Here is a 23,959-nt window from a genome sequence, read left to right as displayed (position 1 = left end):
GAAAACAAAGAGACCCGGCAACGAATATAACAGGCTGTTAATGAAAACCCTCATGCAGGATTTTAGAATTTCCACATGAAAGACTATTTTTATGCCTTTAATATAAATCTGACAGGTTATGGCAAATAATATTGACAAGCGGGTCGCTGACAACATCCGTATTCTTTCAGCGGCTATGGTTGAGAAGGCAAAATCAGGGCATCCGGGTGGAGCGATGGGCGGTGCCGACTTTATTCACATTCTTTATTCCGAATTCCTTCGGTTTGACCCGGATGATATGACCTGGCCATTTCGTGACCGTTTCTTTCTGGACCCGGGGCACATGTCTCCGATGCTATATTCCATGCTTACACTGATTGGCAAAATGAGCATGGAAGACATAAAACAATTCAGGCAGTGGGGAAGCCCTACTCCCGGCCATCCGGAAAGAGACGTTGCACGCGGAATTGAAAACACCTCCGGTCCGCTCGGCCAGGGGCATGCTATGGCTATTGGAGCGGCCATTGCCGAACGTTTTTTATGCGCCCGCTTTGGTGAATGGATGGCACACAAAACATATGCTTACATATCCGACGGGGGCATTCAGGAAGAAATTTCCCAGGGCGCAGGCCGCATTGCAGGCCATCTTGGTCTGAACAACCTGATCATGTTTTACGATTCCAATGATATTCAGCTCAGCACCGAAACAAGCGAAGTAACCAGTGAAGATACAGCGGCCAAATACCGTGCCTGGGGCTGGAATGTTTATACCATCGACGGCAATGATCCTGCACAGATAAGGCAGGCTCTGCAGAAGGCAATTGAAGAAAAAGAAAAACCAACCCTCATCATCGGAAAAACCATTATGGGGAAAGGAGCTGTTGACGAAAAAGGGAACAGCTTTGAAAGAAAAACATCCACCCATGGCATGCCGCTGGGTGAAGCCGGCGCATCGTTTGAAAAAACCATCCGGAATCTTGGCGGGGATCCTGCTGATCCTTTCCGTATTTTCCCTGAAGTGGAAGAACATTACCGCCAGGTACTGGAACGCAAGCGGCAGGAAGTAGCCGAACGTAAAAAGAAAGAAGCTGAATGGAGAATTCAGAATCCCCAGCTTGCCGCCAGGCTTGATTTCTTCCTCTCCGGCCAGCCGCCAAAAATTGACTATGCATCCATCACCCATAAAGAAGGGATTGCCACACGTGCAGCCTCGGCCAATGTGCTTTCTGTATTTGCCCAGCAGGTGGAAAATATGATTGTTGCTTCGGCTGATCTGTCGAACAGCGACAAAACCGATGGATTCCTCAAACATACCAAACCTTTCCGCAAAGGCGACTTTTCAGGTTCCTTCCTGCAGGCAGGTGTGTGCGAACTCACCATGGCGGCCCTGTGTAACGGAATGGCACTGCATGGAGGCGTTATTGCTGCCTGTGGTACCTTTTTTGTATTCTCTGACTACCAGAAACCGGCAGTCCGCCTTGCTGCCCTTATGGGACTTCCCGTTAAGTTTATCTGGACCCACGATGCATTCCGTGTAGGTGAAGATGGTCCCACCCACCAGCCGGTTGAGCAGGAAGCCCAGATTCGCCTGCTGGAGCACCTGCGCAACCATCATGGCCAGCGCAGTATGCTTGTTCTTCGTCCGGCTGATGCTACCGAAACAACCATAGCATGGAAACTCGCCATGGAGAACACAAGCACCCCTTCGGCACTCCTGCTTTCGCGCCAGAACATAAAAGACATTCCACCAGCCGCAGGATCCAGCCGCTATGCCGACGCCCTGTTTGCAGCCCGCGGAGCCTACATTGTCCTTCCCGCACACAATCCCCAGATTATATTGGTTGCCAACGGATCAGAGGTTGCTACCTGCTACGAAGCAGCCCTGAAACTTCAATCCGACGGTATCAGGGTACAGGTTGTTTCGGCCCCTTCTGAAGGATTGTTCCGCGAACAGCCAGTTGAATATCAGTTCAAGGTTATTCCTCCCGGCGTTCCTGTCTTCGGCCTTACGGCCGGATTGCCGATTACCCTCCAGGGACTTGTCGGACCAGGCGGAAAAGTCTTCGGCCTCGGATCGTTCGGATTCTCAGCTCCCTATAAAGTGCTTGACGAAAAACTCGGCTTCACTCCCGACCAGGTTTATCAGCAGGTAAAAAACCTGTTCCATTTCTGATTCACTCACAGCAAAAATTCTGACAGGGACAAAATGCTCTTCTGCATTGCTTTGTCCCTGTCTTTATGAACATGTTTATAATTTCCCTGATTCACCCTTCTATTTTCATTATTTTTACATCATAGCCGCTGAGGTATGTCATTCCGAACCCGAACCTGCCGGATTGCCTTAATGGTTGCCCTGTCAGGCATGCCTTTCCTGATGAGAGGACAACAAAAGCCGGTGTATGTTCCTCCCCTCACCCGCATTCTGTTTGTTTTCGATGCTTCCCAGAGTATGGCAGGCATGTGGGAGAGTGATATCAAAATCAACATAGCAAGAAAATTTCTCATAAGCATTATTGATAGCCTTGAAAAAAAGGATAATGTTGAAATGGCCCTGCGGGTTTTCGGGCACCAGAGTCCTGTGCCACCCCAGGATTGTTCCGACAGCAAGCTGGAAGTGCCGTTTGCAAAAGGAAATGCAGCACGCATCAGGCAAAAACTCAGGTACATTGAACCCAAAGGAACAACTCCTATTGCCAATTCGCTATTATTATCGGCAAAAGATTTTCCCGCCTGTTCCAACTGCCGCAATATCATCATCCTGATTACCGACGGGGTTGAAGCCTGCGATGGCGACCCCTGCAAGGCATCCGACAGCCTCCAGAGGATGGGCATTGCCCTCAAACCCTTCGTTATTGGTATTGGCATTGACGAAGGATTTAAGGAATCGTTCAATTGCATAGGCAACTTTTTCAATACCAGGAAAGAAGAAAAATTTCATGAAGCTCTGGACATCGTAATATCACAGGCCCTCCATTCCACTACTGCCCAGGTCAATCTTCTCGACAGTTACGGGAACCCCACCGAAACAAACGTCAACATGACCTTCTATGACCGCCTGTCAGGAAAACCTCGCTACAATTATTACCATACCATCAATAACCGGGGAAACCCTGATACCCTGGTTCTCGATCCCCTGATCTCGTACCGGCTTGTTGTTCATACTATCCCTCCTGTTACGGTTGACAGCTTCCGTCTCAACCAAAGAGCACACACGATTGTAGCCGTCAATGCACCTCAGGGAGAACTTCTGGTAACCACCAAAGGATCCCGCGATTTCCGCGATGTAAAATGTATCGTAAGAAAGCACGGATCAACCCAGACCCTGCATTTACAGGAATTCAACAAACAGGAAAAATATCTGACAGGGTTCTATGACATTGAAATTCCGGTATTACCTGAAGTTTTTATTAACCAAATCGAGATCAAACAAAGTGCTCTGACGCGCATTGAAATTCCCCGGCCAGGGGTTGTCAACTTCTTCTTCCCTGCTCCGGGGTATGGAAGTGTGTATGTTAAGGAAGGCGATAATCTCCGCTGGATCTGCAACCTCAATAAGGAAGGGAAGACCGAAACACTCACCCTGCTCCCGGGCAGTTATATTGCCGTTTTTCGCCCTCTCAACGCCCGTTCCTCCCTGCAAACTATTACCCGCTCCTTTGAAGTAACGTCAGGAAGTTCAGCCGGAATTGAACTGGAATGAGGTTGTTATGAATGAATACAGCGACAGGGAACTGATTCAGTTATTCAGGGAAGGAGACAACCCGCACTATGCCTTCAACCTCATTGTAGAAAAATACAAGGAACGGCTTTACTGGCATATACGTAAAATCGTTATCCGCCATGAAGACACCGACGATGTGCTCCAGGAAACTTTTCTGAAGGTATGGGATGCCTTGCCCGGGTTCCGCGGCGATTCGGCACTGTTTACCTGGCTGTACCGCATCGCCACCAACGAAGCTCTGGCGCATCTCAGAAAAAGCAGAAACCGTTTTTTTATTCCCTGGGACGATGTGGAACGCCAGCTGGCAGGTTCCCTCGAAAGCGATCCGTGGTTCAGCGGAAATGAACTGCAAAAAAAATTCCAGAAGGCCATTCTGTCCTTGCCCGAAAAACAACGTATTGTTTTCAATATGCGCTACTTTGACGAAATGCCTTACGAACAAATGGCCGAAATATTAAAAACATCAGAAGGAGCTCTTAAGGCTTCTTTCCATCATGCCGTAAAAAAAATTGAAAAGTACATGGAAGAGCATTAAACCTTTCTTAATTTTATCCATCTAATGCATGAACAAAAGAAATATTCAATGAACAGCCATTCCGGGAACGAGTGGGAAAACTTTCCGAAAGGAAATCCATTTGAAGTTCCTGAAACATATTTTGATACTTTCTCTGCCCGGCTGAACAAAAGAATGGAGCAGAGAAATGCTGCCAGGAACAAAGCCCCCTGGTGGGAACCTCTTTTTGCTCCCAGGCTGGTTCCCGCCTGGATTGTAAGCGGAATAGCAACGGTTCTTGTTATCGGCTTTATCTTTTTCAGAAAGCCGGCACAGCCTGATATTCCACTGGCTGTATTCAGCGAATCGATTGAAATGACCGGTTATTACTTCGATGAATCAGATCTTGTTCTGGCAATGGAAGAAAAGGATATTTCCGTTTCAGATCCCGGCATCTCCCGGCGCGACATAGTCAATTACCTGATAAACGAAAATTATAGTATCCATGATATCGCTGAAACATATTAAGCTCCGTCTACTCCCCGGCCTGCTGGCATTGATGGCTATCGTGCCCGGACTAAAGGCCCAGGAAGGTTCCTCCTCAGGAACAGAAAAAATTCAGGCCCAGAAGGTTGCCTTTCTGACAAACCGGATGGGCCTTACAGCTGAAGAAGCACAGAAATTCTGGCCGGTGTACAATGAATACGATGCTCAGCGGAATCAAATCCTTGAACAGCGCCGCAGTACTTCCTATTACTATACCCAGAACGCCGGCAGGCTCAGTGAAAAAGAAACCGATGCCATCATTCAGAAGTACATTTCGCTGCAGAAGCAGGAAACCGACCTCCTTGAAAAATACAATGCACGGTTCCGTCAGATTCTTCCTGCCAGCAAGGTAATGAAGCTTTACGTAGCGGAAGTTGAATTCCGCAACTTCCTTCTGAGGCAAATCCGCGAAAACAAAACCCTGCGAAATAATTAAAGGGCCTTTGCGCCTGCATTCTTACAGTATTAATCTGAATTTTCGCAGGTACGATCCGTTATTGATTAAGCAAGGATTGCGCAGTTTTTTATGCGCAATGTGGATTAAATTTTACGAGGGCTCAGAATTATACCGGCAGTTCCGGTTTCCAGAAGCGCAGGAACTCAACCGAAGCCTGCATATCGGGATACATGACTTTGTCTTCTTCAATGAACGCCACTTTCTTTCGGTATTCAGCATGCAGCGCCTCCAGATATGGGGATGTCCTTAATGGCCGACGAAAATCGAGGGCCTGTGCGGCATTGAAAAGCTCAATGGCCAGAATTCGCTCCAGATTCTCCATCACCATATAGGCTTTGATGGCGGCATTGGCACCCATGCTTACATGATCTTCCTGCCCTTTTGACGACTCAATGGAATCAACGGATGAGGGGGTGCAAAGCTGCTTGTTATGGCTCACAAGGGCAGCCGAAGTATATTGCGGAATCATAAATCCGGAATTCAGACCCGGATTGGCTACCAGAAACGGAGGCAACCCCCTTGCCCCCGAAAGCAGCTGATAGGTTCTCCGTTCCGAAATATTTCCCAGCTCAGCCATGGCTATCGACAGATTGTCAAGAGCCAGAGCCAGCGGCTGGCCATGAAAATTGCCGGCTGAAATAATAAGATCCTGTTCAGGGAATATGGTTGGGTTATCGGTTACTGAGTTGATCTCCCTCTCAAAAACATAAGCCACATAATCGATGGAATCTTTCGACGCACCATGTACCTGAGGAATACAGCGGAACGAGTAAGGATCCTGAATGTGCTCCTTATGCCGGGCAATCAGTTCGCTCCCTTCCAGAATCCATCGGATGCGTCTGGCGGTAGTAATTTGACCTTTGTAGGGCCGAATCTGCTGAACAAGCGGATGAAACGGATCGAGGCGTCCGTCATATGCATCCAGGGAAAGAGCTCCGATTACATCGGCCATGGCGGAAAGATGAAACACATGCAGGCAAAGATGCACTCCATAGGCACTCATGAACTGCGTTCCATTCAGAAGAGCCAGTCCTTCCTTACTCTTCAGCTTAACCGGCTCCCATCCGAATTTCCTGCAAATATCGATCGCCGGATATACTTTCCCCTTGTACCTCACTTCGCCCATGCCAAGCAAAGGGAGACAAAGATGAGCAAGCGGGGCAAGATCGCCTGAAGCACCCAGGGAACCATACCGGTAAACTACCGGTAAAACATCCTCATTGTAAAAATCGATAAGGCGCTGTACCGTTTCGGTTTGTACCCCCGAATATCCGTAAGCCAGCGACCTGACTTTCAGCAACAGCATCAGGCGCACAATATCGTCTGGAACTGCGTCTCCTGTCCCGCAGGCGTGCGACATCACCAGATTCTTCTGAAGTTTTTCCAGGTTTTCAGGAGAAACCGACCGGTCATACAGCGCACCAAAGCCCGTATTGATTCCATACAACGGCTCACCGGCCGCGGCAACCTTTCGGTCAAGATAATCGCGACATCGCTGAATCAGCCCGCGGGCTTCATCCGATAGTTCAATCCTGCGATGCTCATCAAGAACCTGCTGTATTTCCTTCAGGGTTACCGGAGCCGGTTGAATAAGAAAAGCCTCAGCCATACCAAAAAATGTTTCCGGCTAAATTACCTAAAATTACTGCTGATGAAGGGGTGAAAAATATGTTAGATAAAATGTTACGACAGAAAACAAGCGACATTGGTTTTCGAAAACCCCAAATAGAATTTCCGGCACCAGCCGGTGGACCCTTTGCGACAACTTACTGAATTATAATTACCTGGAATAAAAATTGATGGATTAACAAGGATCTTGTCAGCGGTTTCGGAGAACATCCGCCAACTCTTCAACCGCCACTTTTTTCTGTTCTCCCGTGGTCATATTCTTCAGGGTCACTTTTCCTTCGCTCAGTTCCTCTTCGCCGGCAAGCACAACATAGGGAATATTCCGACGGTTGGCATAATCAAGCTGTTTCTTCAGTTTGGCATTGTCAGGATATATTTCACTGCTTATACCGGCTGAACGCAGTTTCCTGACAAATTCAAGGGCTGGCTGAACCGCTTTTCCCCCGAAATTGGCAAACAGCACACTGCAGGCTGTGGTATCTCCTGCCGGGAAGCGATTTGTCTGCTGCAGCACATCGTAAATACGGTCTGCACCAAAGGATACCCCTACGCCCGAAATCCCAGGCAAGCCAAATATTCCCGTAAGATTATCGTACCTTCCACCCCCGCAGATGCTCCCTATGGATACATCCAGCGACTTGACCTCCACAATGGTTCCGGTATAATAGTTCAGGCCACGGGCCAGAGTAATATCAAATTCCACATTGGCTTCCGGAGCATAGGAAGATACATACCCCATCAACTCCTTCATTTCAGCTATTCCCTTTCTCCCTTCCTCTGAGGCTTTTATCATTTCTGATAGCTGTTCCAGCCTGCTCTCATTTCCTCCGGTAATCCGCAGAAAGGGGATTAGTTTTTCAATTACTTCTGCACCGGCTCCGGCTGCCGACAGTTCCTGCAAAACTTTCTCTTCTCCGGTTTTTTCCAGTTTGTCAAGTGCTATGGTAAGCGGGGTGAGCTGATCAGCCATTCCGATTGTTTCTGCAATACCGGCAAGAATTTTCCGGTTGTTCAGTTTTATAAGCACCCGCAGGGAGAGCCTCCTGAACACCTCATCAATCATCTGAACCAATTCCAGTTCATTCAGCAGGGAATTGCTCCCGATGATATCGGCATCGCATTGATAAAATTCACGGTAACGGCCTTTCTGTGGGCGATCCGCTCTCCAGACCGGCTGCATCTGATAGCGCTTAAACGGAAAGACCAGTTCATTGTAATGCTGTACTACAAACCGGGCAAAAGGAACGGTAAGATCGTACCGCAAACCGCGGTCACAAATGTATCTCGACCATTCCGAAGAATCGTAAGGAATACCGGCCGGAACCCCGCTCAAAAAATCGCCCGAATTCAGAATTCTGAACAACAGCTTGTCTCCTTCTTCCCCGTATTTGCCAAGCAGGGTAGAAAGATTTTCCATGGCAGGAGTCTCAATCGGCTGGTATCCAAACAAATGAAAAACCTCCTGAATAGTACGGAAAATATAATTCCTGCGAACTGCTTCCTGGGGGAGAAAATCCCTCGTTCCTTTTGGAATGCCTGGTACCGGAACAGCCATGATGAAAAATTTTGCACAAAAGTACAATAATTAGATAGCTATACAAGAAAACGAAAAAGAAGAGATCCAGCAGGAATTCCTGTTTGCTGTAATCTCTTCCTTTCCTTTTGCATGCAGCCGATTCCTTATTGAATAATCAGCCAGGCAAGTTTCCGTTTGTTTCCGGGAATGGTCGTATCAACTGCACAAAGGTACTGGCCGGGAACAAGGGGAAGTTCTGACAGATTAAAGGCAAGCCGTTGCAAACCATGAGCAAGATTTTTTACATTCCATGATCTGACCAGCTTTCCATCGGCACTGTAGATAGAACATACCGCATCCGACGGTTTTTCGACATCGAACTCAAAATATACCATGTTGTGCCCGGGATTGGGGAAGACCTTTAGTCCCGTACCATCGTTTGAAGTAATTGCAGGAGCTGATGTCTGGCCAAGAACGGATTTACCGCGAGCCCCCTCATTGTCATAAACCACAGCCTCAATGGCATAGGGACCTGACGGCAGGTTCTTCCAGGTAAACGAAAAGGGAGGTGCGGCTGATTGTCCGATTTTATGCTTGTTATTGAAATATTCTACCCTGGTAACGTAACCATCGTTGTCAGATACCTGCACTGTAAACATTACCGTAGAACCAGGCTGGAGGGTTGCTTTATCAGGACCTGTAAAAATTACTGAGGGAGGCTCATTGGGAGCCCATTGACCGGAAGCCGTATCACATAGAAATCCAAGCACGGCAGCAGCCGGAGCCGTATTCTGATGAATGGTAAATTCATTGGTTGGGGGACAATAGCGATTCTCAAAATACATCTCATGCCCTGGCCACAATTCCTTTGACGGATACACCCTGCAGAGAGCAAACTCCGATGCCCACGGGCCGTTGTTCGGCATCCAGTCGCGACCTATATAGGTAGGGCCATAGGGAATGATCCCGGGAATGAATTCATCCCGGTTGCTGAACCATGTGTCAAGGTGCATGACCTGCTCCGGATGGTGATCTCCATAGCCCGTCATCCAGAGCATGTTCAGCGGATTGCCCCCCATAAAGTAATCAACGGTGGTTTCAATGGCCGTAAGGTATTTTTTATCGCCCGTGATCTTATAAGCTACAACCGCCGGAAAGACCATGGGTGTTGTAGCCTGCCCTACCAGCATGGGATAAGTCCAGTTGAATCCTGCACGAAAACTTCTCTTTGTGGCCGGATCAACCACATCAGCATCAGCAATGGATTTCACCTGGTTGATGCAGGTGGTTTTCTGGTTGGCGTCAATGTTTCCTTGATTACAGGTAGCAAAGGCATACACTGCCCACCTGAAATTTTCAGACGCATACTCAGCCGATGACTGATTGATGTAATCCTGCTTAAAAATATTTTGGAACACAGCAGCACCAATGTACTTATACAGCCATGCGCTCGCATACAAACGGGCATTGTGCAGGTCTTCCCCTTGCTGTTTGTGGCTTTCTGCCCAGTCAAATGCCGACTCGGCCTTGCTGATAAAGCTGTTTGCCAGGGTATTGTTGCCCGATATTTTGTAACACCAGGCCAGCTGAGCACACATGCCGGCAAACGTATAGGTTGTCACCACATCTTCGCCTGAAATGATCCAGTTCCTCGTATCCTCCCAGGAAGGGACTCCGTCGGCAATATCTTCAAAATCAGGATGAATCCTGGCGCCGGCAATTCCTCCGGAAGGCCCGCGTGTTCGGTCAAAATAATCAATCAGCCAACGGGCTTCATCCAAAATATCGGGAATACCATTTCCGCTTTCCGGAATGTTCAGTTCACCGTCACGGAATTTTTCCGGATACAGCTCGTAAATGCTCATCAGGTAGCGTGGCACTGCAGTGTGCGAGTAATACCCATCCCAGTCGCCCGCATCCTGGTACCACCCCCAGGTTGTCAGATGTACACTCGTGTCAACCAGCGACAAAACAGTATTCATATCACCGTTTTCGCTATGCCAGTCGGTCCATTTTGACCGGGTATATTTAAATCGGATCTTTCCGTCAGCAGGATGGCATGTCCGGGGACGGGTAAATTTTGTATATGGTTCCGTAAGGGCAATTCCGGTGCGGGCATGATACAATTGCCTGACCGTATGATAAAATGCCTCCCTGTAAATATCCTTTCCGATTTTAAACGGGTAGGAACATCCTATTTTTTCAACCGAAAGAACATATTCACCCGGAGTGGTGAATGAAGAAAAGTCACACTCCCATACGTCACTCATCGAAAAGAATGGACTTCCAGGCTCTCCAGGCAGGTCTTTCTGCTGGGCAGTTTCCACATCAAGCCGTTTGGCTATGGTCCCTTCAAATACTGCCTGCCCCGTTGAGAGATCAATCAGATGAAACCTGGACCCGGCATAATCGTCCAGGTCAAGAGGTCCCTTGTCCCCCATCCAGGCTGAAAGATAACCGTATTTTTCTTCTGCATCCGGTAAAAACCCGATCTGATTTACATGAACTGCATCCGATCTTACCCGTGTCACATCGAAAACCAGCGTGTCGGAATTATAATTAGTGGCAAGACCTGAAAGGGTGATGACGTACTTTTTCCCCTGTTGCAGGGCATGTGGAAGTTCAAGATAAACGAAATGTTCAAAAATGAAGTCGTTATCGCAGATGGTAGCTCCGCCATGGCATTCATTGTACAAAACAGACTGTCTCCAGAGGCACTTACGTGAAAAGTCCTGTCCCTTCGATTTACGGCCAACACTCACAGGCTGAACACCTCCGGCAAAACTGGCATCATCAGGGCTTGAAATGGTATAAGAACCGGTCAGCATGGCCTTGCTGATATCGAGAGGGCTGTTAAAGGTTACACAGGCGGATGACTGCTGGTGGTAACCATAATGCTGAATATATCCATCGTCAAAATACAGCACCAGAATCTTATCGGTCAGGGGCAAAGTTTGAATCCAGTCACTTGCATGTCCCCTCCATCCTGCAAGTATGAGAAGAAAAAAGAAAATGAGTTTTCGGTTCATATGCGAATGGTTTGGATAATGAAAAAGTCAGCCGGCAGGTTGATTTTCGCCGGCTGACAAAATTTAGTCCATTTAGTATCCCTTATTTCACGATCAGCTTCATCATATCATTGACGCCTTCACCAGTTACCTTCAGCAGGTAATTGCCGGGAACAAGACGGACAGAAAGCTGATAGGTGCGGCTTCCGTTAACAGGTGAGCTGAAGGATTGAACGATGCGTCCTGAAACATCCATTATTCTGAACTGAACCGTTCCGGATACAGCTGAAGGCACTGCAACATAAAGCACAGAACCGGTCACCGGATTTGGATACAGATAATTTTGTTTTGCCGTGGTTGAATGGATACCTGTTTGAATAACAGTAACTTCACAGGTGGCCGTTTTGGCACCGTCTTCGGTAGTTACCGTAATGGTAGCGGTTCCGGGAGCTACGGCTACTACTTTGCCCAGTGAGTTTACTGTGGCAACGGCAGTATTGGAACTTTCCCAGGTAACGTTCTGGTTCGAAGCATTGGCCGGAGTAATAATAGCTTCAAGATATTCTTCAGCACCGACAGCCAGTTCAAGGGTTGTTTTATTGAGCGCTACCGATTCCACGGAAACTTTATAATTCAGTTTTACCTGATCAACATACACTTCGAACGGGTCGCTGACATCGGCACACATGACAAGAATATTCTTTATCCGGCTGCCGGCAAGATTGGGCCCAAAAGGAATCACAATTTTATTCCAGCTTCCAGCCGTTGAGGGTGGTGCCCACGGCCACGGAGTTTCATAAAAGGTAGCAGGTGTTCCGTTTTTGATACCTTCCACTTTAACAAAGAGCTTGGTCCATTGCACACCATACAACATCAGTTCAAGGCTTTCCAGATCGGGTGTGGTGTAAATGCCATCCTGGTAAAAGAATCCGAAACCTGACCACGTAGCGCCGGCATCCTTGGTATAATGCAGTAAATTATCAGTATTATTGTTCTCGTCTTTAACCGGATTGGGAATTATCTCCCTCGAACCATTCCAGCTGAACACCTGCCATACACCTGAACCGGGGGCATCAGAAGGAACCACATCCTCAAAGTTGGCTATCACAGGCGGATATTCAGGAATTACATCCGTTACGGTAACATAACAGGTATCGGTAAACCCGCCATCTTCAGTGGTCACATAGATTTTAGCTGAACCAGCTGAAACAGCCGTAACCATTCCGGTAGCATCTACCGTGGCAACATCAGCATCGGTTGATGCCCATGTAACATTCTTATTATCAGCATCTTCAGGTTCAATTTGCGCTTCAATTAAGCGCTTTTCATTCACAATAAGCTCAACCTGTTTGGGGTCAACGGTCACACTTTCTACCCCGACACCGGTGGGGAAAAGCACCAGTTTCACGCTGTCAATATAAAAGGTTGCTTGGGCAGCATCTTCCATGTTCGGAAAAATGTTGAGATACCCCAGATACCCGAGGGTATCCTGTGGATCAGGCTTGTTAAGCGGAACGGTCACTTTGTACCAGACATTTGAAGTACCGTAAGGTTTAGCCCAGATCTTGTGAATTTCACTTGTCCGCGGGTCAAGGGTATTTTCCGTTGACACGTAAAGACTGTTGAAATTTTCGCCATAAATCAGAAATTCCACCTGCTTTACATCCTTCACCTTTATCTGCAGGTCAGGAAATCCGAATCCGATAAGTTTGTAAGTCCCCGAACTTTTGTCAAAACGCAGAACCTTGGCACTGCCATTTCTGGCATCAACATACGGGTTATCCACCACAGTGGCTGTACCCCCGGGGGCGTAATAGTAGGTGTTGGGAATGGAAGTTTCAAAGTCTGCAATAAGAACTTCATTCTGAGCAGACAACATGAGCGGACACAGGCTCATTAAAAAGAAAAAGCGTAAAAACCACTTCATAGGATTTCAGGTTTTAGTTAGAAAATCAGGTTGTTCAAAAATAATAAAAATTTTTTATTCATCAGACTGATTCGAATTTACCGATTATTGAATGCCATCCTGTGACTTTCTGAGACAGCAAAAACCAGATAAAAACGAAAAACAATCCTCTGCAGTTGGAATCGCAATGCTATCGATTCTTCCTATCGGGTAAGTTTTTTAAACCGGAAACGTTTCGGTGTGGTTTCTCCCGTTCTTTTTTTGCGGTTTTCTTCATATTCCGAGAATCCCCCTTCAAAGAAATAAACCTGGGCATTCCCTTCAAAAGCCAGGATATGAGTTGCTACACGGTCAAGGAACCAGCGGTCATGGGAGATGATTACCGCACAGCCGGCAAAATCCTCCAGGCCTTCCTCCAGGGCACGGAGGGTATTTACGTCAATGTCATTGGTTGGTTCGTCAAGTAGCAGAACGTTGGCTTCTTCTTTCAGCGTAAGGGCCAGGTGAAGCCGGTTTCGTTCACCGCCTGAGAGCATATGTACTTTCTTTTCCTGATCGGCTCCGGTGAAATTGAACCGGGCAACATAGGCGCGGGCGTTTATTTCGCGTCCTCCCATCCTGATAAAATCACTTCCACCTGAAATGACTTCAAAAACAGTCTTTTGGGGATCTATCGCAGCATGTTCCTGGTCAACATAACCAAGCCTGACTGTTTCTCCAACCACAAACTCTCCGGCATCGGGTTTTTCCAGCCCCATGATCAGACGAAAGAGTGTCGTTTTGCCTGCGCCATTCGGGCCAATGACGCCGACAATCCCTGCGGGAGGAAGAACGAAATTCAGGTTCTCAAACAGCAGTTTATCCCCGTAAGCTTTAGCTACCTGCCTGGCTTCAATCACTTTCTGACCAAGGCGGGGACCGTTGGGAATAAATATCTCAAGACGCTCTTCCTTAACTTTGACATCCTCTCCCAGGAGTTTTTCATAGGCATTCAGACGGGCTTTTGATTTGACCTGTCGTGCCTTCGGGGCCATGCGCACCCATTCCAGCTCCCGTTCAAGGGTTTTTCTGCGCCGGCTTTCGGTTTTTTCTTCCATTTCCAGCCGCCGGGCCTTTTGTTCCAGCCACGACGAATAGTTGCCTTTCCATGGAATCCCTTCTCCCCGGTCAAGTTCCAGAATCCACCCCGCCACATTGTCAAGAAAATACCGATCGTGTGTAACGGCGATAACTGTTCCCGGGTAGTTCCGCAGATATACCTCCAGCCACTGCACTGATTCAGCATCAAGATGGTTGGTGGGTTCATCGAGAAGCAAAATGTCGGGCTGCTGGAGCAAAAGCCGGCAAAGAGCTACCCTGCGCCTTTCCCCGCCTGAAAGAATCGATACCGGAACATCTCCCTCCGGACAGTTGAGGGCATCCATAGCCCGGCTGATAGTACTATCCAGTTCCCAGCCACCGGCTGCATCAATCTGTTCAGTCAATTGTCCCTGCCGTTCAAGCAATTGGTTCATCTCCTCTTCCGGCAAAGGCTCCGAAAAGCGGTTGGCTATTTCCTCGTACTCACGCAACAGACCAACAATCCTGCCCAGCCCTTCTTCAACCGTTTCCCTGACTGTTTTGTCTTCATCAAGTTGAGGTTCCTGTTCGAGCAATCCAATGGAATACCCCGGGGAAAAAACCACCTGCCCCTCAAACGATTTCTCTTTCCCGGCTATTATTCTCAGCAAGGTCGATTTGCCCGAACCATTGAGACCTATGACGCCGATCTTTGCTCCATAGAAAAACGACAGGGAAATATTGTTCAGCACCTTTTTGTGGGGGGGATAAATTTTCCCCACTCCCACCATGGAGAAAATGATTTTTTTGTCATCCGCCATGTCAGAAATCCTTACTTTTTAGCTAGTTTTTTAAAGTCACTGGCCAGAAAGCCGTCAGGGTGCTTGTCGTCAATGTTATGATAATCAAAATAATAGAATCTGGCATCATCTGCTCCAATAATCACCTTGTAGCACCGGGCTTTCATCCTCGTACCTTCCGGTCCCACCTTATGAAGAAATACTACATCCGGATTTTTTTCCTGGATCGCCTTTTCAATTTCTTCCGGTGTGGTGATTCTTACCTTGTAAGGATAAATGGCTTTGATCTTTCGTTCCGAATTGACCTCCGGAGCCAGGTCGTCTTCAGTAACATAAAGGACTTTGTTACGGATGTCAGCAATATTGTTGTTATAGTATTTAAAAACATTGGCCGAAATGATTTCCGGCTTCTCATAGATGAGCCGTATATGGTTCTGGATGAAGCGCACCAGGGTTCCGAGCTTATAAATGTAACTATGCTCCTCCACTTCTTCATAGGCAAGAGGAACCTGGACAAGCGCCGGCATTTCGTTGATCCGGAAATAGTTGCCCCCCAGCAAAACGTCGAGGAATTTATACTTAGCGTTGGTCTTGTCCCGTTCAAAACGCGTCTGAACAAGAACTAAAAACGAATAGGCAGGATCCTTGCGCTTTTCTTCAAACTCTTTGTAAGAAATAATTTCAAAGGGTGTGATGGTCCACTCCCGCTTCATCACCTCCTGAATGAGGATATTATACTCCATCAGCGGATTATCTTCCAGAACAACGAGCGTTTTGGTTTTAAAAAACTGCTCAACATCGGCCCGTGTAGGCACATAATCCTGTGCACCAACCATCTGAAGGAAGGAAAAGAACAAAAAAAACAGAATAGATTTAGTTTTCATATGCCTTGTTTTATTGATTATTTGCAGGAAGATACAAGGGATTACGCTCATTGAAACGACGAACGTACATAAACCGCAACTGCTTCTTTTTTCGGCTTGAAAGTGCCATAAATTCCTCATACAGCTGAGGATCGCGTATCAACAATGCTTCCACATTACTTACAGTAAATTCATAAACCTGGCCGGTTTCAAAATCCAGTATAAATTGCTTTGCTTCCTGTGTTTCCATCGATGAGTAAGGATAGCCATAGGAGTATGGCGAATAGGGATAAGAATAATAATCGTAAATGTATGGACTATAATACCGAGGATTATACGTGGTAACAGTACCAATAAAATGGCAGATACTTCCCACAATCATTATCCGGTTGAAATTCTGGCCAATCCGGTAATACAAACTTCCGTTCCTGGCAAAGCCCCATATTTTATCGGCTGCAATTTCCCTCTTAACACCCATCTCATCGTAGTAGGATATTTTGTTCTGTTTCAGAATCTGGTTAAAAAAAGAAGGATCATTATAGTCAACCGTTGTAAGAATGCGCGATTTGGCTATCGGACGGTTATTTCTCACTTGCATGAAATCAATGAATATCCCGTCGGTAAACCGGTACTCGGGAGTATACCGCACTAATCCTGTTGTATCGGTCTGCGCAGAAAGATCCCCCTGTGCAAGCAAGAAGAAAAAAAGACAGCAAACACTGCTGTATCCCCATAGAATACTGTTCCGGAAATGTTTCATAATCCAAAGTGCCTGTTTCTGCTGTATGCAAAAACTGTTCCGTAAAAGTACAAAATCTGCCTGTTTTTTCCTTCGTAATCCTGTAACCTGTTCAGTAAGTCAATGAAAAACCAGGCAGATTTTATGACGAAAGGAAGGTTTTATTAGATTATTTTATAATTTTAGCAGGTTGAAGGAATTGGATTCGGGACATGAAATTTTTGGATCATATTATTGCTGCCCTGGAACGTACCGGCGTTATACCGGGGGAAGAGGATCAGACACGTAAAATCATTCTCAATCAGGCTTTTATTTCAATAGGCTTTCTTCTTACCTTCCTTTTCGGCCTGATTGCTTTCTTTAATAAATTGTTTCTGATCGGGGGTTTCCTTATAGCCCTGGCATTAATCCTTGCCGGAACATTCTTCTATCTTCGGAAAACAAAAAATTACTCCCTGTCATCCATTATTTTTGTTGCATCATCCACACTTCTTTTATTATTCCTAAGTATCACGGGAGGAACAAAAGGCACAGGACTGATATGGCTGCCGGTCTATCCTGTTCTTACCGTTCTTCTCCTCGGCCCACGGAAAGGAAGTTATGTCACCGGAGGGTTTACTGTTCTTATCTTCCTTCTTTGCATTTTTCCGGGCCCTTCCTTTTTGCCGCATCCCTTCCCACTTCCTTTTGCTTTCAGGGCGCTTGCATCCATGCTCAGTGTGTGGGCATTTCTTTTATTCTATGAATACCTGCGGATTGACTATTATTCCCGGATGGAAAGGGAAATGCTGTCAGCGCGCAACCAAAACCGGTCCAAAGATGAGTTCATTTCGAAATTGTCCCATCAAATCCGCACACCCCTGAACAATATAATGGTAATCAGCGAACTGCTTGAAGATTCTTCTCTGGATGAAGCGCAGAGGGATCTGCTCGATACCATCATCGCCTCCACCAGCAATCTTGCCAATGTTGTAAACAGCATAGCAAAAGTCTCTAGCATTGAGTTCTCTGAGAAAAAAGATTATCAGATCACCTTTGACCTCTACAATACGATTTCGAGCACACTTAACCTTTTTAAAAAAGACGACAACCTGGAGATTGTTTTGCACTTCGATCCCAAATTGCCCAGAAATCTTACAGGAGCTCCTGTGCGGGTGAAACAGGTTTTTCTGAACCTCATTGATAACATTGTCAAGTTCCATGGAAACCGCAAAGCAGAGATAGAAGTCCGTGTAAAAGCAGGAAAAGAAACCGAAGAGTTTATCATCCCTGCATTTGAGGTCAAGACAACCTTAATGCCTTTGCGGTTCATTTCGGATCAGGAAAATATTGACTACCGCGAAATAACAGGAGAAACAACGGTTGCCGAAACGGAAATACTGGATTTCACCATTGCAAGAAAACTGATTCAGACAGCCGGAGGAAAGCTGGAAATCAACAATACAACCCAGTATACGCTCTTCTCATTTGAGATGCGTTTCCGCAGGGCAGGGAAACTCATTGCCGAACCATTGCCTGCCAAAGGAAAGCCGGCCGTTAAGGTTCCCGTAAAAAAGGCTGTTGAGCTGAAGGACGCCAGCGTTCTCCTTGTGGAAGATAATCTTATCAATCAGAAGATTATTCAGCTCAGTCTGAAAAAAATCGTAAAAACCATCGATGTGGCGAATAATGGAAAAGAAGCGCTCGATAAATTCGGCAGCAACAAATACGATCTGATACTGATGGATATCCAGATGCCGGTAATGGATGGTATTGTAGCAACCCGTAAAATAAGGGAAATTGAATCATCTGCCGGATCCTTCACCCCCATTATTGCCATAACCGCCAATGCCCTGTCAGGTGACAAGGAAGTATGCATTGCAGCCGGAATGAACGATTATATTGCCAAGCCTTTTCAGATTGAAGTTCTGATTCAAAAGATGAGTACCCTGCTGGCAACTAAGTAAGTTACTCCGAAAGCGGCCGGAACCCAATTACAAGCACATCATCCACCTGGTCGTTTTCTCCCTTCCAGTTATCAAAAGTATTCTCAAGCATGCGCTTTTGTTCCTCCATTGACAGTCGATAGATATTAAGGAGAAGAAAACGGAACCGGCGGTATTTAAACTTTTTGCCTTCGGGCCCGCCAAATTGATCAACATACCCGTCAGAAAACATATATACAACATCTTCGGGCAAAAGATCAATTTCATGGCTCTGAAATTCCCTGACATCTTCAGTATCCTGAGTCAATGCCACCGAAAAACGGTCCCCGTCAATCTCAAGAATTTTGTCGTTTCTCACAATAAAGAGCGGACTGAAGGCTCCGGCAAAACGCAGTTTTCGTTTCTGCTTTTCTATGATAACAAAAGAAACATCCATTCCGTCTTTCAGCGATACATGCTCCGAATCTCCAAAAATGCTTCTAAGTCCTGAATTCAGTTCATTCAGCACCCAGGCAGGATCGCTTACAAATTGATGGCCGGTGACAGTTCTAAGCAGTTCATATCCAATAATCGACATAAAGGCACCCGGTACACCATGGCCGGTGCAATCGACCGTGGCAATGCTGATAATTCCGTTTTTCTGATGAATCCAGTAAAAATCACCGCTGACAATATCTCTGGGCCTGAAAAAAATAAACGATTCGGGAAAGATCTTTTTGACCATTTTTTCGGAAGGCATGAGAGCAGATTGTATGCGCTGTGCATATCGGAGGCTGTCAGTAATCGCTTTGTTTTTGATTTCAAGCTCTTTTCTCTGCTTTTCAATACGCAAGGAATCAATGTGCCGTTCCAGTAAAATTTTGTTCGACATTCTGAGATTTCGTGTACGCCAGTTAATAAATCCGGCTATCAAAACACCCAGTAGCAGAACATACAGGACAAGGGCAGTGGTTGACCGGTAAAAGGGAGCCAGTACCTTGATCTGCATCGAGTAAATCTCCCGACTCCATTGTTGTTCAGCATTTGCACCCCGCAGGGAAAACTGATACAGACCCGGTGACAGACTGGCAAATGTGGCCGTATTTCGGTTCTGAAGATCAATCCACTCGCCTTTTTCTCCTGAACTGACCAGTTTATAACCGTAGCGGTTCTTTACAGGATTCTGAAAATCAAGAACGGCAAAATCAATATGAAAAACTTTTACTTCAGGAGGGATGACCAAAACATCCGGTGCCTCGTAAATCCGCCGGATGGCCCCGTTCCGGTAAACAAGTTCAATCTCTCCTATCCTTACCTTAGGCTCCTTTCCTGAACGGATCAGGGAATCAGGATGAAAAAAATTCAGCCCTGAAATACCCCCGAAAAAAACCTCTCCTGTTCGGCTGCAATAAGCAGCTCCCAGATTGAACTCATAATTCTGCAATCCATCCGCCAGATCATACCGGAAAAAACCCGTACTATCAGGAAAGAAGCTGGCAATACCATAATTGGTACTTAGCCAGATGGCATGCCTTTTATCTTCCAGAATTTCATAGATCAGGTTGCTGGGCAATCCGTCTTTTGTTGAATAGGTAATGAACCGGTCACGGGAAGCCAGGTAACGGTTCAGACCCGATTGCGTGCCTATCCACAGAATTCCCCTTGAATCATAAAACAGAGTATAAACCGAGTTGCTCGAAATGGAGCTGTCAGAAGGATTCCTTGATGCAATATAATGCCGGTACAATCCGCTTGATCTTTCATAACAGAGCAATCCATTGTCTGTACCAAACCAGATATTCCCGGGTTTATCCTCGGCTACAGAAAAAACGGTGTTCAGACTTAGCATACCCTTCTTTAGCGGAATCTGGCTGATACTGAAAACAGAACGCCTGTCCGGATCATACCTGAACAATCCGTAACCGGTAGCAAACCATATATTTCCCGACCTGTCCTCGGTAATATCATAAATCCGGTTGTTGTTAAAAACCTTGCAGGCCTTCTGAACATATTTTGAGCAAAAGGTAACAAACCGGCCTCCCGAATATATAAATGCTCCGTTTTGCGTACCCACCAGAATATCCCCGTTGGATAACCGGATGATCGCATGGATGTAATTATTCCCGATCCTGTGAGCCGGATCAGGACTATTCTCTGAGTAAACAATATTTTTCCCTGTCGTTCTGTCCAGAATATTTAAACCTCCTCCCCATGTACCAATCCATAAACGGCCATCATCATCTTCAAATAGGGAACCGATATCATACGAACTCAAAGGCTGATAGGAAGTTTGCTGACTTTTGATCAATCCAAAACGAGGAGGAAACGGAGAAACCTTGTACAATCCTTCCAAACTGCCAATCCAGATCAGGCCGGTATAATCAGAAAATATCCCGGTGACCATGCGGAGTGTCCGCATCTGACTGTTTGCTTCCACCTGGGTTACCTGTTTAACAACTCCCTTTTCGGGGGTAAATATCAGATAGCCGTTATCGGTTCCAAGCCATAACCGGCCTGTATAATCTTCAGTAATGGCATTCACTGAATTTTCAGGCAAGGGTAGTGTTCTGCCCGAAGGATAGTAGCGGAAAAATTTCCCGGATGAATAATCAAATCTGTTAAGTCCGTTTCGGGTTCCAACCCATAAGTTACCTGAATGATCCAAAAAAAGCGCCCTGATATAGTTGTTACTTATAGAACCCGGATCAGACAGAGCAGAAGAAAAACGAACCAATGAGGTGCGCAGGGAATCCATCCTGAAAAGACCGTCTTTGCTTCCAAACCAAAGAAAGCCCTTTGCATCCTCAAGAATAGGATAACTCTGCAATCCGGTAACGAAATTCTGGGGATCATTAAAATGAGGAAAATGATAAAACCTTTCCGTCGTTCGATCAAAACGATCTATGGCATTTGCGGTCTTTATCCAGATATCGCCCCTGCGATCGGAGTAAACTCCGTAAACCTGATTTGCGGTAAGAGAGTTGGGATTGTCATCCTGGTGAAAAAAACAGGAAATTCTGTTCTCCTTTCTTCTGAAAACGCAAAGCCCGTAATCAGTGGCAATCCATAAATTATGGTCCGGATCTTCCGTAATGCTTCGTACATAATTATTGGAAAGACTCGTAGTATCAAACGGAAGATGCTGAAAATGAACAAATTTATTGCCATCATACCGGTTCAGTCCATCCTGTGTGCCGATCCACAGAAATCCGTAAGCATCTTGCAGAATGGCATTTATCTGTGCCTGGCTCAGTCCGTTCTCTGTGGAAAAATGTTCGGCTTTCGGCATATCTGCTACCTGTGCGGGTAGTGCTTCAGTCCATACCAGCATGCCAAACAAAAGCAAGAGATAATATCCAGGCACCTTTCTCATACACCCGCATTACTTATTCTTCCGACACAACCTCAGGGCCATATCCTGCCCCAAGCGATCTTACCTTTAGAGAGGGAGAAGGAATGAATGAACCTGTATCATAAAAACTCCATCGTTCGTCAACTCTCTGAATAATTTCGTCACTCATAATAAGTACATTCGGCCATTTTCGTTCAAATTTATCCGTTTTTTTTGATTTTCGGGTGGCATCAATACCCAAAACCGGAACCGTACCGCGATAAAAAACAATATCCCGCACCGGATCAGTGTTAGCCAATATGTACCACAACAGAAGATCTGCCGGAAGATTTTCTGTCCCCGGGTCGGTAATGATAATGATATGGGTTTTACCATCCGACTTGTGGATTCTGCCGTTTATCCACGCCACAGCCTCCCTGAACGAACACTGCGGTTTGGCAACCGCGGCAACGGTAATGATCATCCTGACGGCCTTGATTGTATGAACAATGGTTACGTGGGCTCCGGCATTCCCTGCATTTTCCGATAATTCTGAAAATTCCCGGGCCGGACTGACAGCAGTTAATTCTTCACGAAATTTTTCCGTGGCATCAAGAAGAAGTTTCCCTCCATACGCTTCACCGATTCCAGCATGGTCGAGCACATCAAGGGGGCCGGTCTGGCGGATCAGATCGTCCGGAATCCGCACATGGGAAAGCAATGCATGGAAAACCTGCTGCAGGTCATGCACGTTAACGTTCTCATCAACTACCACAAGGAATTTGTTGAACATCATTTGTCCTGCGCCCCATAGAGCTCCTGCAATTTTTGAGGCTTGTCCCGGATAGAACTTTTTCACCGACACAATAGCAAGGTTATGAGCCACACCAAAAGCCGGCAAAGATAAATCCGTTATTTCGGGAAGCAGGGTAAACCGGATCGGCGGAAGAAATATCCGCTCGGTTGCCTTTGCTATATAATAGTCTTCCTGTGGGGGTATCCCTACGATGGTTGCCGGATAAACCGCATCCTGACGGTAGGTGATACAGGTAACATGAAACAGCGGGTAAAGGTCCTGCAGGGAATAAAAGCCCGTATGATCGCCGAAAGGGCCTTCCGTAACGCTGGGCTCAGAGGGATCAACAAAACCTTCAATAACAATATCAGCATCTTCCGGAACCCAGATGTCCTGAGTGAGGCATCGTACCATCGTCACACGGCGTTTTCTCAGAAATCCGGCCAGCAGGTATTCGTCAATGCCATCGGGAAGAGGAGCCGAGGCAGCATAGGCATACAGCGGATCGCCTCCCAGAATAACTGCAACAGGCATCCGTTCCTTCTTTTCTTTATAGGCACAGTAATGCTGTGCACCGGTTTTATGCCTGTGCCAGTGCATACCGGTTGTATCGGCAGAAAAGACCTGCATTCTGTACATTCCTGCATTTCGCAGGCCGGTATCCGGATGCACCGTATGGACCACTGGAAGGGTTATGAACCTTCCCCCGTCATAGGGCCAGCATTTGAGAACAGGCAATGCCGACAGATCCGGCTTTTCCATGACGTGCTTCTGGCATGCTCCCCGTCCCTTTTTCTTTCGCGGCATCCAGGAAGCCATTCTGAGAATTTCCGGAAGCGCTATGAGCCGGGAAAACGAGGAACGTGCCATCATTCCGGTAACCATATTCAGCATCCTGTTGACCCTTTCACCCGCTTCATCCAGCGAATCTGCGCATAATGCCATACTCATCCTCCTCTCAGAGCCCAATGCATTGATCAAAACAGGAAAACGGGTTCCGGTATCATGAAAAAGAAGAGCCTTTCCCCCTCCAGGAAGCTTGGATATTCTGTCAGTAATTTCTGTAATTTCGAGCACAGGATCAACAGGAATCCTGATTTCTGCCAGCTCGCCTGCGGCTCTTAGTTTTTCCGCAAAAGTCAGTAAACCTCCTGACATAACATAATTTGGTATGCTGAATCTACAAATGTAACCCTTATTCCGCATTTTAAC

At 46.6% G+C, this 23,959-nt stretch carries 15 protein-coding genes; 6 read left to right on the top strand and 9 right to left on the bottom strand.

Translation table 11 applies throughout. The features are described from left to right. The first annotated feature begins 118 nt into the window (after positions 1-118). From GX419_07745 to GX419_07725, 5 genes are all read left to right on the top strand, one after another. On the top strand, positions 119-2,152 hold the full coding sequence (locus GX419_07745; GenBank protein ID NLI24579.1) for a transketolase: 2,034 nt from the start codon (positions 119-121) through the stop codon (positions 2,150-2,152). Positions 2,153-2,287: 135 nt separating this feature from the next. Continuing rightward, on the top strand, positions 2,288-3,679 hold the full coding sequence (locus tag GX419_07740) for a VWA domain-containing protein (GenBank protein ID NLI24578.1): 1,392 nt from the start codon (positions 2,288-2,290) through the stop codon (positions 3,677-3,679). A gap of 7 nt (positions 3,680-3,686) precedes the next feature. Continuing rightward, on the top strand, positions 3,687-4,235 hold the full coding sequence (locus tag GX419_07735; GenBank protein ID NLI24577.1) for a sigma-70 family RNA polymerase sigma factor: 549 nt from the start codon (positions 3,687-3,689) through the stop codon (positions 4,233-4,235). Positions 4,236-4,283: 48 nt separating this feature from the next. Further along, positions 4,284-4,721 (top strand): hypothetical protein, encoded by a 438-nt coding sequence (locus GX419_07730; GenBank protein NLI24576.1) that lies wholly within the window; start codon positions 4,284-4,286, stop codon positions 4,719-4,721. After that, positions 4,699-5,175 (top strand): hypothetical protein, encoded by a 477-nt coding sequence (locus GX419_07725; protein NLI24575.1) that lies wholly within the window; start codon positions 4,699-4,701, stop codon positions 5,173-5,175. Before GX419_07730 ends, GX419_07725 begins: the two co-directional genes overlap by 23 nt. 127 nt (positions 5,176-5,302) lie before the next feature. Here the strand turns inward: GX419_07725 and hutH are convergent, their stop codons facing one another. From hutH to GX419_07690, 7 genes are all read right to left on the bottom strand, one after another. Continuing rightward, on the bottom strand, positions 5,303-6,805 hold the full coding sequence (gene hutH / locus GX419_07720; GenBank protein ID NLI24574.1) for a histidine ammonia-lyase: 1,503 nt from the start codon (positions 6,803-6,805) through the stop codon (positions 5,303-5,305). A gap of 210 nt (positions 6,806-7,015) precedes the next feature. Then, positions 7,016-8,380: a histidine--tRNA ligase gene (locus GX419_07715; protein ID NLI24573.1), complete on the bottom strand. Its 1,365-nt coding sequence runs from the start codon at positions 8,378-8,380 to the stop codon at positions 7,016-7,018. Positions 8,381-8,505: 125 nt separating this feature from the next. After that, positions 8,506-11,370 (bottom strand): hypothetical protein, encoded by a 2,865-nt coding sequence (locus GX419_07710; protein ID NLI24572.1) that lies wholly within the window; start codon positions 11,368-11,370, stop codon positions 8,506-8,508. 82 nt (positions 11,371-11,452) lie between these two features. After that, positions 11,453-13,276: a T9SS type A sorting domain-containing protein gene (locus GX419_07705; GenBank protein ID NLI24571.1), complete on the bottom strand. Its 1,824-nt coding sequence runs from the start codon at positions 13,274-13,276 to the stop codon at positions 11,453-11,455. A 182-nt stretch (positions 13,277-13,458) separates the two neighbouring features. After that, a complete protein-coding gene (gene ettA, locus GX419_07700) occupies positions 13,459-15,135 on the bottom strand; it encodes an energy-dependent translational throttle protein EttA (protein ID NLI24570.1) in 1,677 nt (558 codons plus the stop codon). Between the two features lie 11 nt (positions 15,136-15,146). After that, the gene (locus GX419_07695) at positions 15,147-15,998 is read right to left on the bottom strand and encodes a hypothetical protein (protein ID NLI24569.1); all 852 of its coding nucleotides are present in this window, start codon (positions 15,996-15,998) and stop codon (positions 15,147-15,149) included. A 10-nt stretch (positions 15,999-16,008) separates the two neighbouring features. Next, a complete protein-coding gene (locus GX419_07690) occupies positions 16,009-16,737 on the bottom strand; it encodes a hypothetical protein (GenBank protein NLI24568.1) in 729 nt (242 codons plus the stop codon). 191 nt (positions 16,738-16,928) lie between these two features. On the opposite strand from GX419_07690, the gene GX419_07685 reads away from it, so the two are divergent. Beyond that, positions 16,929-18,662 (top strand): response regulator, encoded by a 1,734-nt coding sequence (locus GX419_07685; GenBank protein ID NLI24567.1) that lies wholly within the window; start codon positions 16,929-16,931, stop codon positions 18,660-18,662. 1 nt (position 18,663) lies between these two features. Here GX419_07685 and GX419_07680 read toward each other — a convergent pair whose 3' ends face one another. After that, the gene (locus GX419_07680) at positions 18,664-21,993 is read right to left on the bottom strand and encodes a SpoIIE family protein phosphatase (GenBank protein ID NLI24566.1); all 3,330 of its coding nucleotides are present in this window, start codon (positions 21,991-21,993) and stop codon (positions 18,664-18,666) included. Between the two features lie 13 nt (positions 21,994-22,006). Beyond that, on the bottom strand, positions 22,007-23,905 hold the full coding sequence (locus GX419_07675) for a menaquinone biosynthesis decarboxylase (protein ID NLI24565.1): 1,899 nt from the start codon (positions 23,903-23,905) through the stop codon (positions 22,007-22,009). Positions 23,906-23,959 lie beyond the last annotated feature (54 nt).

Source organism: Bacteroidales bacterium (assembly GCA_012517825.1).
Lineage (GTDB): Bacteria > Bacteroidota > Bacteroidia > Bacteroidales > JAAYUG01 > JAAYUG01.
This window is presented reverse-complemented; position numbering and strand designations above follow the sequence as displayed.

What these genes read in the sequence shown, in the direction of transcription:
- GX419_07680 (NLI24566.1), bottom strand. Translation starts at nt 21,993, where the DNA reads ATGAGAAAGGTGCCTGGATATTATCTCTTGCTTTTGTTTGGCATGCTG.
- GX419_07685 (NLI24567.1), top strand. Translation starts at nt 16,929, where the DNA reads ATGAAATTTTTGGATCATATTATTGCTGCCCTGGAACGTACCGGCGTT.
- GX419_07710 (NLI24572.1), bottom strand. Translation starts at nt 11,370, where the DNA reads ATGAACCGAAAACTCATTTTCTTTTTTCTTCTCATACTTGCAGGATGG.
- GX419_07740 (NLI24578.1), top strand. Translation starts at nt 2,288, where the DNA reads ATGTCATTCCGAACCCGAACCTGCCGGATTGCCTTAATGGTTGCCCTG.
- GX419_07730 (NLI24576.1), top strand. Translation starts at nt 4,284, where the DNA reads ATGAACAGCCATTCCGGGAACGAGTGGGAAAACTTTCCGAAAGGAAAT.
- GX419_07705 (NLI24571.1), bottom strand. Translation starts at nt 13,276, where the DNA reads ATGAAGTGGTTTTTACGCTTTTTCTTTTTAATGAGCCTGTGTCCGCTC.
- GX419_07675 (NLI24565.1), bottom strand. Translation starts at nt 23,905, where the DNA reads ATGTCAGGAGGTTTACTGACTTTTGCGGAAAAACTAAGAGCCGCAGGC.
- GX419_07690 (NLI24568.1), bottom strand. Translation starts at nt 16,737, where the DNA reads ATGAAACATTTCCGGAACAGTATTCTATGGGGATACAGCAGTGTTTGC.
- GX419_07725 (NLI24575.1), top strand. Translation starts at nt 4,699, where the DNA reads ATGATATCGCTGAAACATATTAAGCTCCGTCTACTCCCCGGCCTGCTG.
- GX419_07715 (NLI24573.1), bottom strand. Translation starts at nt 8,380, where the DNA reads ATGGCTGTTCCGGTACCAGGCATTCCAAAAGGAACGAGGGATTTTCTC.
- ettA (NLI24570.1), bottom strand. Translation starts at nt 15,135, where the DNA reads ATGGCGGATGACAAAAAAATCATTTTCTCCATGGTGGGAGTGGGGAAA.
- GX419_07695 (NLI24569.1), bottom strand. Translation starts at nt 15,998, where the DNA reads ATGAAAACTAAATCTATTCTGTTTTTTTTGTTCTTTTCCTTCCTTCAG.
- GX419_07745 (NLI24579.1), top strand. Translation starts at nt 119, where the DNA reads ATGGCAAATAATATTGACAAGCGGGTCGCTGACAACATCCGTATTCTT.
- hutH (NLI24574.1), bottom strand. Translation starts at nt 6,805, where the DNA reads ATGGCTGAGGCTTTTCTTATTCAACCGGCTCCGGTAACCCTGAAGGAA.
- GX419_07735 (NLI24577.1), top strand. Translation starts at nt 3,687, where the DNA reads ATGAATGAATACAGCGACAGGGAACTGATTCAGTTATTCAGGGAAGGA.